This window comes from Ensifer sp. NM-2, assembly GCF_003024455.1.
Taxonomy (GTDB): Bacteria; Pseudomonadota; Alphaproteobacteria; order Rhizobiales; family Rhizobiaceae; genus Ensifer; species Ensifer canadensis.
The window spans coordinates 1-12,650 of record NZ_PVZR01000047.1; the positions used below are offsets into that span (position 1 = coordinate 1).

General features: G+C 55.5%; 9 protein-coding genes. 4 read left to right on the forward strand and 5 right to left on the reverse strand.

Annotated features, from left to right (window positions below):
• Positions 1 to 2,181, reverse strand: a 2,181-nt coding sequence (locus C6558_RS38395) for a hypothetical protein (protein ID WP_146160981.1), incomplete at its 3' end; no start/stop codon positions are given.
• A gap of 1,061 nt (positions 2,182 to 3,242) precedes the next feature.
• Complete coding sequence (locus C6558_RS38400) at positions 3,243 to 4,169, reverse strand: nucleotidyltransferase and HEPN domain-containing protein (RefSeq protein ID WP_107028820.1); 927 nt, start codon at positions 4,167 to 4,169, stop codon at positions 3,243 to 3,245.
• Positions 4,170 to 4,590: 421 nt separating this feature from the next.
• On the opposite strand from C6558_RS38400, the gene C6558_RS38405 reads away from it, so the two are divergent.
• From C6558_RS38405 to C6558_RS38415, 3 genes are all read left to right on the forward strand, one after another.
• Positions 4,591 to 4,947 carry a hypothetical protein gene (locus tag C6558_RS38405; protein ID WP_199197122.1) on the forward strand — a complete coding sequence of 119 codons (357 nt, stop codon included), beginning with the start codon at positions 4,591 to 4,593 and terminating at the stop codon, positions 4,945 to 4,947.
• A complete protein-coding gene (locus C6558_RS38410) occupies positions 4,944 to 6,218 on the forward strand; it encodes a zeta toxin family protein (RefSeq protein ID WP_107028815.1) in 1,275 nt (424 codons plus the stop codon). The genes C6558_RS38405 and C6558_RS38410 overlap by 4 nt, the downstream gene beginning before the upstream one ends.
• Before the next feature lie 428 nt (positions 6,219 to 6,646).
• Positions 6,647 to 7,075, forward strand: a complete 429-nt coding sequence (locus C6558_RS38415) for a hypothetical protein (RefSeq protein WP_245449360.1) — start codon at positions 6,647 to 6,649, stop codon at positions 7,073 to 7,075.
• A 103-nt stretch (positions 7,076 to 7,178) separates the two neighbouring features.
• Here the strand turns inward: C6558_RS38415 and C6558_RS39835 are convergent, their stop codons facing one another.
• Complete coding sequence (locus C6558_RS39835) at positions 7,179 to 8,198, reverse strand: hypothetical protein (protein ID WP_146160982.1); 1,020 nt, start codon at positions 8,196 to 8,198, stop codon at positions 7,179 to 7,181.
• A gap of 638 nt (positions 8,199 to 8,836) precedes the next feature.
• Positions 8,837 to 9,223 carry a helix-turn-helix domain-containing protein gene (locus tag C6558_RS38425; protein WP_107028817.1) on the reverse strand — a complete coding sequence of 129 codons (387 nt, stop codon included), beginning with the start codon at positions 9,221 to 9,223 and terminating at the stop codon, positions 8,837 to 8,839.
• Positions 9,224 to 9,348: 125 nt separating this feature from the next.
• Between C6558_RS38425 and C6558_RS38430 the strand changes: the two genes are divergently transcribed.
• Positions 9,349 to 10,182 (forward strand): enoyl-CoA hydratase/isomerase family protein, encoded by an 834-nt coding sequence (locus C6558_RS38430; protein ID WP_107028818.1) that lies wholly within the window; start codon positions 9,349 to 9,351, stop codon positions 10,180 to 10,182.
• A gap of 384 nt (positions 10,183 to 10,566) precedes the next feature.
• On the opposite strand, the gene C6558_RS38435 is transcribed toward C6558_RS38430, so the two are convergent.
• On the reverse strand, positions 10,567 to 12,351 hold the full coding sequence (locus C6558_RS38435; protein ID WP_107028819.1) for a hypothetical protein: 1,785 nt from the start codon (positions 12,349 to 12,351) through the stop codon (positions 10,567 to 10,569).
• Between the last annotated feature and the right edge of the window lie 299 nt (positions 12,352 to 12,650).

A 12,650-nucleotide genomic window follows, 5' to 3' on the forward strand; every position in this document is an offset into this window, starting at 1 on the left:
CCAAAGCATTGTGGTTACGGTCTTGAGCCAAGCGAGATCCGCAGCGGCATTCAGTTGCGATCTCAGGTCAGGATGGAAGATTGTCATCCAACTGTCGAAACGAGCAAGGATCTCGTCAGGACCTGCTTCGGGATCAAGCAGTCCACGACCGGAGTGGCGCGTGAAGACCCCGCGCGCGTTGTATTCTGCCAGGCAAATGAATAGAGAAATACGACCCTGATCATTTTCTGTTTCGTATTGGTAACCGTCAGCCGAGATCGCTGTGTGGTCGCTTGGGAGGATAATCCGTTCCGATGCGTTGAATTCGCTTGGGGGCTGGAGCATATCGAAATGGCGATGCTCGTCGCACCTTAGGACAAGGGGCGTGGAATTCTCAGTCGGTGGGGCAGCGATACATGTGCCTTGTTGATCATAGACAACGACGCCGGTCTCGGAGGAGATGTTTGCTTGTACAAAGGCTCCGAGCTTTGGGAGGACCGCGTCGATCCAAGCCCTGTAGTAGGTTCCACCACCCAGGTCGAAGGTCGCTTTGATCTCGCTGGTGCGGTCGCTGTGCCCGCGTAAGTAGTCGAATACCCCGAAAATATGATCGTAAGCGAGCGTCTGGCTGGTCGCAAACAGATGCTCTCTGCACATGATAAGGATCCAGTCGTTTTCTGCCGGGCCCCCATACAGGAGCGGGTCTTCTTCCTCCAGACCATCTTGCGAGAGCGGGTCCTGCCCCTGGACTGTTACGGCGATGAACCGGCCGAAGGTTGGGAGGTCAGGATTTTGTCCCAGCCACGTCGCAAGCGCCGTCAAAACCGTCTCACAAATGAGCTTTTCTTCATCGGTGGTGAGGCGTAGAAGGTAGGTGATCAAGCGACGGATCATTTCCTCCGTGCTGCCGGGATCGTTGTTGACCTCTGATGGGCCCGGTTCGGGCAGGCCGTCGATTGCCGGGGTGGCCTCATCGACCGCCATGTCGTTCGGTGGAGCCAGGCTTCTGCTGTGCCCGCGAATGAAGTTGATAACCGGGAAGAGACATGCCAGAGCTTTCTTCTTATTGGGGCGCTGAAGATGCTGCTCGCACGCTTTCAGGACCATATCATCTTCCGCCCGCGAGATTGTTCCCTCCTGGCCTATTCCGGTGATGACGTCTTTGAGGGATCGGGCATCACGATTTTGGAGCAGCCACATGGCAACCTCCGTCAAAACGATCTCGATTTCTTCTCTTTCGCCAACGAGGCAGGTGTTGTAGCGGTCTAGTTGCGAGCCGATGAAGCTGTAGGCCGCTTTCACCTGCGGGTTGTTGACACGTCGGACACGTTCGAGTGCTGGAGTGAGGTGTTTGCGAGCGATTTTCATCTTCTTCCGAGCAAAGTAGTCTTCGCAATCCTGCAGGGTCTTTTCGGGGTACGTAGAGCCGGTGACGACCTCCATGAACTTTGCTGCCACATCAATTTGCGGCAGATGCTCTTCAAGCGCGTTCAGAGCAACGATATGCGTGTCTTTGGTTCTATCGGCTATTTCGTGGTTCGCGGTCACCACAAGTTTGATGTAGCATCTGGACGAATTCCAGGGGACTTTGTAGTCGGGGTGATACTTTCGGACAAGTTCGAATGCCGGAGGAAGATTTCGTGCAATAGCCTCCTGCTGCTTTTGACCAAAGTAGGTTATGCACTCCTTCACGAGCGGGATATTTCTCGCATCGCCTCCTGCGGCGAGGGTCTGTGTGAGGGGTTCGACCTGATCCTGAATGCTCCGGAAATCCAAGAAATCGAGTAGAGCGTGTCTGTAAGTCTGCTTTGTTTTAGGGGTCAGGTGGCGGTATTTGTCTAACAGGTTGTCCATGACGTGGCGGTCCTCTTGCAGCTGCTGGCTGACGGCCAGGCCTCGGAGCGCGTCGACTGCCGCTTCGAGGTGAATTGCTGCAGCGGTCTCACCCTTGCTTTCAAGGTACGTTCTGACTTGCTGAATGATGGTGTCGCCGCGCGCAGGACCCTGTGCGGTGACGACCGTCATCAGGGATGGTGCCCCCTTAATTTGTCTCAGACGAATTCGGAGCGCCTCCAGAGGGGCCCGGTAAGCATATAGGGCGCTACGCTTGCGGGTCGCGGAAAGCGCGGCCAACTTGTCGTTGATGAAGCGGATTTCGTCTTCGACGCTTTGCGCCATCGTTGGATTATCTGAAGAGCTCATGCTGGCGAGTTTTGCTGGATGCGAGGCGATGAAGTTAGGTCAGGAAAGCAAGGAATGCGTAAGAGTTGTGCCTGTGCGTTTGCGTGGTCTTCTGTGAGATGGAGTTTCTCAGGTGGTGGGCAATCCGGTTTTATAGACTTTTCTTGCCGGAGGGTCTTTCCTCCGTGTTGACAAATCCAAGTTTTGGATCGGCGATGCTATGTTCAGCTGACGCGTCACGGCTGAGCCAATTTCCGGAGCGGCCGAAACAGGGGCCCCGCATTCGGAGGGGGCGCAGCGTTGCGATTGGACGTTGCTTCCGATCCTCGCCTATTCTTTTTCGTGCCAAGAGCACAGCCCCAAAGGCGGTGGTTCAATGGTGCCGCCAAGGGGCCGGAAGGAGCGTCATCCGGTTTCAAGCTGACGTGTCGCTCCATCGCATGAGCAATCTCCGTGTCAGGTGGCGTGGTGATTGGCTGACATGGTCTTAAGCGACCTCGTATTTGCAAATGCGTGAGGCCGGGCATGCGCTCAGAACTGTTGCGAGGGCTTGGCGGCCGGTCACTCCGACGTAAGGCAACTGAAGCAAGAGTGGTCTCGCGAGGGAGCATGGCGTCCTATGCGGCAGGATTAGTCATATGGCAGTGGGGCAGGATATAAGCCGGACGTAATCTTTGTAAGTCTGTGTAAACGTTCAAAAGTAAATACGTGCACTCGTAAGTTCCTATCGGCTCGGGATTTCCGTTCCAAAACTTCCGGATGCCATCTTTAATGGAGATCAGGTTCAGGATGACTTCCCCCGGGGAAGGGTGCAGCAGGACGGCGGCCATCCGTGTTTTTTCGGCCGGGTCGGGTTGTTCAAGCTCAACTATATGGAAAGATTACCGGTGACCGACGAGGATGATCTGGGGCCTTCTGTCTGAGCGTTCGACTTCACAGACGCGCCATTTACGGCAAGAAATTCATGGGTTGCAAGCCGGTCAACGTCAATTGACCGCTGGCAGCCACTTTACATCGACGTCTTATTCCGCGGGTCGGCACGCCAAGTGCCCCAATGCGCTCAAGCGAAGATCGGCTTATGCTTAGTCCCGATCCAGATCGTTACTGTCGTTGCCCAGTCGGGAAAGGTGTTCCTCACAGACCAACTTGACAAGGCCGTGGAGGACAGTTGTTCGCTCGATCAGGAAAGCAAGGGCCTCGTCGCTGATCTGATAGTGTTTCGAATACCGCGCCTTCACATAAGCTTCGTTGATTGTGTTGAACCAGGCGACGTAGCGCTGCCGATCCTGGGGCCAGGCCTCTGTCAGCCGTCTATCCAGTTCCTCTGCGAAACCACGCAACGAACGCAGATTGTGTGTCGGTGGGCCGTAATTCTTCAGGACGAGAAGCACGGTTGAATAGGCGTGTTCGATCGCTTGATGGATGAGAAACGCAGCCTCGTTGCCGCGGCTTTTGCTTATCGAATACTGGGCGGTGTCAAGGAAGCCTGTAGCATGCGGAAACCGGCTTTCATAATTGTCGCGCGCGATCTCGAGCTGTAGTGCGGTATTGATCGGCCTTGGCTCAGCCAGTGGCTCGCTGTCGAGCTCATAAAGCACGATGCCTTGCCGGCGAATATCGCAGAAGAACCCGTTGCCGCGTTTCAACTCGTCATTCACCTCGCGCCTGGAATGCACGATGAACGAAACCTGCATGCCCTTCAGCAACCGGTCGCTCAACAGCCGGTCGGCGGCGTTGTTCCAGTAGGTCGTAAAGTTGGTCAGTTTGCGATTGTTGACGACGACGAGAATATCGTAGTCGGAGCGATAGCCCTTGCCGGTGTGCTCCTCGTCGACCCAGTCACCACGCCCGTATGAGCCGAACAAAATGACCTTGAGGATTCGGCCCTTTTTCTTGAACTCCGCCTCCCCTGCCGCCAGCGCATCCTCGAACTCTTCGCGCAGGATGTCGAGCGCTCGGGCAAGCTGCTGGCGCTTCGTCTCCGGCAGGTGATCGAGGCTTGTCTTCATCATCGTCTTGGGTGTGCTTTCAAATCAGAACGGTTGGTCGATTCTATACGCTCGATGCACGAACGCAACCCAAACGGGTTTCTTCCGCAATTGCTGGCTTTGCAATTTGGGGCTGCGGCCGCGCCGACGAAAAGACGGTCGGAGTACACTCGTTTGCCTGTGACAATGCCGTGCCACGCGCCGCTCGGTTCGAGCGCTGCCAGAGTGCAGCCGAAAAGCCATATGGCAGGATTTCCCAAAGAATTTTGTATAAAGTCGAGCTCAGAAGCGCTTTTGGGTATGACAAATGAAATGCGACATTGGTTTAACCGATGCCGTGCGTCAGATATTGTCACAAAAAATCTTGCGGCCAAGGGCCGACAACACACGGACCAATCGCCAAGCTTGGCTCATTCGCGCACCATGCAGTATGGAGTACCCCATGCCCCCCCTTGCCCCTCCATCTGTTCCCCAGACATTGCGGGAGATGCTCAAGGACTACCCGACGCATCTCGATCGCTTGCAAGAAGCATTAGAAGAATTCGCAACACCAAAAATCAGGCTGATGCCTTTCGACGAGGCCATCTGGGCGCTCGAAGGCGCACTTGAAGAATTCATCGCCGAAGCCGGGGAAGAGCTCCAGGCCGCTGAGAGCGCGGGCGATCCAGCGGCCATTGAGCGGGCGAAGGCCAAGGGGTCGGTCATGTTTCGCGCGCGCTCGGGTAATGGAGGTATGCGGCTAGGGTTGATGGACGATCTCTGGGATTACTTCCAGACGAACAGGGGGCTATTCGAATGAACACCTCCGACACTGAACTCGATCCGACCGTTCAGGCCGAGGTTTCTGCAGAGGAGATCAACCCAGATAGCGGCCTCAGCCAGGCCAGGCGGCCAAGGGCGATCCTCTTGGCGGGCCAATCTGGTGCCGGAAAAGGTGGGCTAGCACGCAGAGCCGAGCGTGAGTTGGCCAACGGTTTTCGCAAGATTGATCCAGACGATTTCCACGATTCCGACCCTGACGTTGCCGCGATCCGGGCCGATTACCCGTATACCTGGTCAGGCCAGACCCACTACGACGCCGTCGATCGAGCCTACGAACTGCTCGGTGCCACGGTAGAGGAGAAAAGGGACCTGATTTACGACTCCACATTGAGCGACGTGGAAAACGCATCTGCACTAATCCAGTACTTGCAGGGTAACGACTACGACGTTGATGTCATGGCCATTGCGGCGCACAAGCTAGAAAGCGACTGGGGTGTTGATCACCGCTTCAGCAAATCATTGGATCAACACGGCTTCGGCCGCCATATCCCCGCCGCCATATCCGATGAAATCTACGACAAGCTGCCGGCCAGTCTGGATATGATCCACCACGAAACGCGTGTCCCGATCCGCCTTTTCAACCGGGAGGGTGCCGTATTATACAACAGCCGTGTCGATGACGGGCAGCCGGGGGCAGCACTGGAAGCCGCGCGCAACGTACGGCTGGAAGACCCCGCCATCGCGCGGGCCCTGAGCGCGGGCTGGAGGGAGCAACTGATTTGGCACGAGACGCTGCCCGGGACCATCGCGGCAAATCCGAAGGTAAAAGCCTCGACGGCGCAACGCCTGCTGACCGAACGAGAGGAGCAAGAGGTCTTCGGGCGTGTTTTGAGAAATGCGGACGAGGCCCGCGGCCTCGACTTAACCGCCCGGACGTCATGTATTGGTGATCTAGAAAATCCTGAAGATCGATCATCCCTCATTCACGAAGCCATTACTATTTTCGGAGAGAAAGGCGCACCAAACACTATCACTCGGGGCGCCGCAGCTGGGGCCATTGCGAGGGCGCATGATCACCTGCTGCCAGAACACAATCGCCCACTTGAAGACATAAGGCGTAATCGCCCGGATCTTGGCGAGATGCTTGATGCAAGCATACGCGAATTTGATCGCGGCAAGAGTTTGAAGCGGGCTGGGAATGACGGGATCATCGAGCAGCGAGCAAAAAGTCGAGAAACTAGGGCAGTTGCAAACGAGGCGCGAGCGGCCCTGATGGAATCCGTGCGTCGGGAAAGCCACGGCCTGTGAGGCTCCATTCGTTTATTCGAAGCTCATCGAGCAAGATGCCGTTGCGACAAATTACGAGCGGGACGGGCGCCAGCCACCCGATCTGCAGCGCAGTGCCTGGACCAGGTAGGCGTCGAGGAGCGCCATATCTATTTAGACAAGACCGAGCCTCGCGCCCTCACGCGGATCGGCTATCCGACGAAACTGCTATCAGTTCGACGCGCGGTTACCGGAAATCCACCGTTTCCTCAACGGCAAGCTCGACGCCGAACGGACCGGGCGTGACGCGCAGATCCGGCCTTCTGACCTGAGCCAAGCTGTTCTCATGTAAGTGGTCGAACGCTGACGGTTGCGGTCCGGCCGCATATGATGTGGTTCTATTCGCACATTTTACGGTCGAAACCTAATTCACCTTCTTTGAAGGCTTCGTCACCCAGCTCGGGGCGGTGATGGCGCTTCGCGGGGAGTCGCTGGCGTTCACAGACGTCGAAATCGATGCGCTGTCCGAGGTGGCCTATGGCGACGCCCGAACGTTCGCTTTGCTATCCCTTATCCTTCCGGGATTCGATCTCACCCGGCACTTCCACGTGGATCACATTTATCCGCAGCGACGTTTCACCGATGCACAGCTCCGTAAGGCTGGCGTATACGAGGCCCTTCCGCATAACCTGTTGCCAAACCTCCAACTGCTAGAAGGTTCCATCAACAATCAAAAGCGTCGGAGAATTCCGCACGAGTGGTATGCTCTGGATAAGCCAGATGCACGTGCTCGCAAAGAATACCTCGCTGGATTGGAAATTGCCGATTTACCTGAGGAGATCAAACGTTTCCCGGAATTTTATGAGCACCGAAACATGGCCTGCGCGTCCGGATTGTAAATGCCTTGGTACCGCCCGAAAGTCAGGCGACCGCCTCTTAGAGGTGCGGTTCAGGGGCTTTGTAAGTGGTAGAGGAGTATAACGTCTGCTCTTTTCCGAATGCTCATCGAACCAAGGGGGACCGAGGCCGATCGTCAAGACTTTGAGATCTGCCATTCGCGCTCGACAAACTCGAGCTCTTTGACACCAAAGTTGGGTTCGTAGTTTTGACTGGCTCGCCGGACGGTTCGTGTGTCCCGTCGCTGAACCTTTCCTCGGCCCCTTTCGGCGGGAACTGCAGTTTTTCAGTCGAAGGAGAAGTCAACATGATCGTGGGTGGGCATCTCTGCAGGTCGCAACAAAATGCAGCGTAGCTATCAGCGTTTTTGAAAGCTTCTTCGGAAGTTAGGCCCCCTTTACGATAAAACAATGGTTGCCCTTCTTTTGTTGCCGCTAATGCCCAAACATATCCCCGCTCGCCGTGATCGTCGAGGCCCGCAGCATTATGCCCTCCTTCGTGAATGATGACCCTAGGTCCCTCTTCCGGAGATAATGCTACCCGCGTCGCCAATCGCATTCTAACTTTAGGCGCTTCTCTACCGCCTGTTTGGTAGGCTTTCTTGGCGAGTCCGTCGATACGATATTCTGGGCCATCATCCGAAAAACTATCGTGCAGCTTGATAGTGACATTTGGACCGCTCAGGCCTTCCGATATAAGCTGGAGATTATTATGAATATAGGTAATATTAGAGGATGGAAATTCGTCTGGATCGTAATCAAACTTGAAGTGGTGCTTTAGCAGCGTCAATGTTTTATTGTCACTTGGCTTTAACGTAGCAGCCTTTTGTGCATAGTCTCGTGCGCGGGCGATATTGTTTCCGATTGCGTCTAGTTGTCGCGCATTGAACGCGTACTCGCTCAGCAACAAGACGCTGTTTCCTCCAGGGACAGCGAGTTCGGTATACACCGGAAGTGTCGTTTTTAGCATATGGCGGGAAAATAAAACCCATCCTTCTTTGTGATGCGACCGCGAAACGTGTTGGAAACGTTCCGGGGGAACCGCGTCAGTTTCGGCATCTCGCCCAGGGGTACGTCCGAGCCGTCGTATGGCACCTTTCCAGCGTGTTTCTATCTCATTTTCCACTTGCTACCTCCAATATTAGAAAATGCCAATCTTGCGCATTTTTGCTGACCAAATCTATTCGGCAGCCACCGGAATAAAGTTTCAGTTGAAGCGAATTTAACGGGTACGCATTCGTTTGGACGTCGCGAGAGGGACCCAATTTCGCCGGGCAGTTCAGCTATTGAGATATCGCTTTTTTGCTTGGACTTGCCCGTCAAACGTTCAGTGAGATTGGAGCGCGATACAACCAACTGTCCTTCGGCAAGATCGGCTGCGATACCGGTTTCTCAAGCGCCCATTACTGGGGAAGACAGTTGCGAGGAGGCTGTGCAGCGGTAGGGTATGAGGTTCAAAGAGATCAACAGCGCTATTGGGCGGCGCTAGGCCGTTGTATGAACCGGTTTCCCACCAGTCTCGCCCGCTTCCCCGCAACGAAAAACGCATGCGGATTTCCGATGCGCGCCGAGCCGACCTTAAGGCGCACGAGGCACCCGGAAGGCCGTGACGCGGAAAGCGTTTGGGCATGGAGCGGAAGATGAGCCGGTCCGTTCTGGCGGATCCGGTGTGACATCAGTGGGGCGATGCGGGAGCAATCTCGTGTCGCGCCAATCTTACCCGGAAGAGCTTGCCACACACCAACCGCTGTTCAATGCTACAGTTCAGACCGCGGCCTGATCTTGGAGTGCGTCATAGCAGCGCTGGCAGCCCTGAATCACGTCGATGTTCTCGACGGTCCAATCGAACAGGATCGAGAATGGTCCTTGCAGCGATCGCCCGAGCGGCGTTAGCGCATATTCGACGCCGAGCAGGCGTCCATCCAGGACCCTGCGTGTTATCATGCCGTTGCGCTCGAGCTTGCGCAGCGTCTGGGTCAGCACGCGTTGGGTGACGCCATCGAGACGACGCTTGATGGCGTTGAAGCGCCGGGGCTCGCTGAGCACTGCCAGCACCATCATCGACCACTTGTCTGCGATCTGGTCGAGGATCACGCGGCTCGGGCAGTCGGCACGGTAGATCGGGTCATTTTCACTTGTCGGCTCATCCATCGGTATCCTCCGGCATCCCTGGGATGCTTCGGGTGCGTAATTGACGCTAGGTATCCGATGAATACTTTAGGGTCAATGGTGCAAAATACAGCGCCAGAGTTTCCCGAAGAATAGAGATTTTAGGTATGACAAACACAGATTTCGGCCGGCTTCGAATTTCCCGGACAGACGGCGTTGCGACGATCACCATCGACAATCCGCCGGTAAACGTCCTCGATGTGCCTTTGATGAGCGAGATTCGCCGCTTTCTTCTCTCCGTTCGCGATGATCCAGACACCCGCGTACTGGTTTTTGAGAGCGCGGATCCGGAATTCTTCATCGCCCATGTCGACATGACATTGATCGATGAGCCGCATGCCTTCGACGATTTTGTTCGCGAGGCTCCGGAAGGCCTCAATCCGTTCCAGGCGTTTGGCGAGCTTCTGCGGGAACAGCCGCAAGTGACGATCGTCAAGCTCGCCGGGCTGGCGCGGGGCGGCGGAGCGGAGTTCGTCGCGGCGGCCGACATGGCGTTTGCCGCGCAAGGCCAGGCGGGACTTGCCCAATGCGAGGCTTTGATGGGCATCACGCCCGGCGGTGGCGCCACCCAGTATCTGTCCAGCCGGATGACGCGTGGCCGAGCTCTTGAAGTGATCCTCGGCGCCGATCTCATCGATGCGGCGAGCGCAGAACGTTACGGATGGATCAACCGGGCACTGCCTGCGGCCCAACTCGACAGTTTCGTCGATCGGTTGGCGCGCAACATTGCCGCCTTGCCCGAAGGCGTCATCGCCGCAGCCAAAAAGGCTGTGCCACCGGTCGACCTGCGGGAAGGATTCCGCCACGAGCACGACGCTTGGGCGGGCCTCTTTGAACGCCCCGCGGCCGAAAAGCTGATCCGGGGCGGGCTGAAGGCCGGTGCGCAGACCAAGGACGGGGAGCGAAATCTGGAGCGTCTGCTCCGTGGGCTGAAGGTGTGACTGGCCGAGGCGTTTAGCCTCGGCATTCAGACATGGCCGTCTTACCATGGCTCGCTGGACTATACATTTGGTGGTGACCGCTTTGCCCCGTCGGTACCGTAATACCGTAACGCGAGTTCTCAATTGGTGCCGTAGCGAGTTGAGGCTGCGATATCCTACACGCGCCGCCTATTGAGCGCGTGCGGGGTTCTCATGAGAAAGGCAATGTCGCTCGGCGAGCCTTACAATAGCAGTCGACGAGCATTCTGCGGAGGCGCGTTCGGCTCCCAGAATTCGTGTCGCGGCACGAGTTGATGCAGGCTTTGAAAGGTCATCGTGGACGTAGATCGACATTTTGATATTTCTGCAGTCACCTCATTTGCAATGTGACCACCACAGAGCGGATCAGCGCACTGGCGATCTATCTCTATCTCTATCGCGTTCGTGGTTCAACGCCGCCAACGCCGCACGTGTTGACCCCTCGGTGCGAACTGACACGGGATCGCCAGCGCCTAGGGTTCGGTAAGTTTGCCGCTTGGCGCCGTACTCCGGCCCTTCCGCAAGACCGGCCTCGGTTGCAGACCTCTTTTGGCCGCGCTCTTGGGTGTTGGTGGAAGAAGATGTAGTAGTCGTTGGTTCCCTTGCGGACACCGTGGAATCTCTATGCGGCGCCGCAATAGCCAGAGCGCCGCCGTCTCGACTGAGTTCAGCTCTGATACCGTTACTGAATTCCCTGTAAAGGTCCGGGTTTGATTCACGTAGGCTGGTGACTTTAGCCTGCGTTACGTTACGCGTCCCATCCGTCTCTGCAAAATGCGCCGCAAGTTCCGGGCTCTTTTCGACAGTATGCGCTGCAGCAAGAGTGACCGCGTCGTACATAACGGCCCGTGCGCCATAACCACTCAATATGGAGGTCATTCTATCGAGATGGCTTTTGCCATCAGGCCCCGGAAGGCCAGCCTGCTCTTGAGCGATACCCGTGATATCCTTCACCATGGAGCTTTTTTTAAACAGTCTTTCCTTGAATTCATCCATGTAGGTAAATGGATTCAACTCTATGTCTTGGTCCTTCGCTGCATCAAAGAATTGTTTGAAGCTGGTAAAGGAAGCGCCGGGAATTCCCTTTTTTTCAGCGAATTCTTGCAAGGCACCCATCATGGTGGCATGCATGTCAGCACGCATAGTGGGGACATCAATATCGGCAAGGTCGGGACGCTTCGTTTGTAACTGCCGCAGCACCTCACCGTCAAATCGATCCAGTTCCTCATGGATTTTGACGGTCAGTTTGGTGAAATCTTCGGTTCCGGGGGGGACACCACACACCTCTTTTGCTAGACGCTCGATACCAAATCCCGGGGGGATGGCCCCGGCAACATGAACTCCGAACGGCACTTCACCTTTGCGCGTAAACATAGCAACGTGCATCTGCCCAGGTTCGGCTGTTGTCCCGGATTTTCCGGGCATGCTGGCCCACGGAACTTGAAGGTTCTCCATATATGTGAAGATGGCTTTTTCAATACCAGGAAGTTTGTCTTGCCGTGCCGACAGCAAGAAATCGAGTGATTTCGCTACGGCCCCTTCAAAATATGTTCTGGTATAGCCATGTTCCAACAGCATCGCATTAAATTTGTCCGGAACACCTACTTTGCTTTTTTGGAAATTATTTCCACTATATTTGAAGCCTCCTAAGCCATCTGGGGCACGCTGAAACTGCACGACTGCCGTCTTTGAAAGCGCTTCCCAATTTTCTTGCAAAAGTGGGTCTGAAGCCAATCTTGCTGACGGATTATAATACTCATTGTCCTTGTGCAGGGGGCCAAAAACACACTGCTCGAACCGTGCGAAGTTACCGCGCTTGATTGCATTATCTATTTTTGTTTGTAGCACTTCCGGCGTTACCGGCTCAAATCCGTCCACTTTTTGCATGTGCATCGGATGACCGTTGATGAGGCTGTAAATCTTCTCTTCTGGAACTTTCTGTGCCTCGAATTGCTGACCCAAAGCGACATCAGGGTATTTGCCTGTCTTGGCATAATAAGCTTGGGCAATTGCTTCGGAGGCCCGTTTCGGGTGCGGCCCGCTCACGATAAAAAAGGAATGATCATCCGGACCTAGTTCCGCAATATGCTGGGAAATGGCCTTCTGGTCGTCGCAGTCGCCACCAAAATCTGTGTTTATGACGGAAAGCATCCCATGCGCCTTTCTTGGAGAGAAGATGAATGCTGCACTAAACTGGCACTTCAGGGTTATTTCTTCCGAAAACGCCGGCGTATTTCTTTGACAGTATATTGCCGAGAGCCGTCTTTGCGACCAAGAAAAAGCTACGGTTGTAGCGATCGGCTTGCCGCAGCAAAACGGAAATGCAATAGCCGGATTGAACGATGCCGGCTGCTTGTTGAGCAGCGTGCTTCGGCCAGTTGTTGCTCAGAGCGCAGCAAACGAGGTCAAGCGCGGCCTCCCGTCAGATGAGTTGCTGGCGCGCTGCCTGA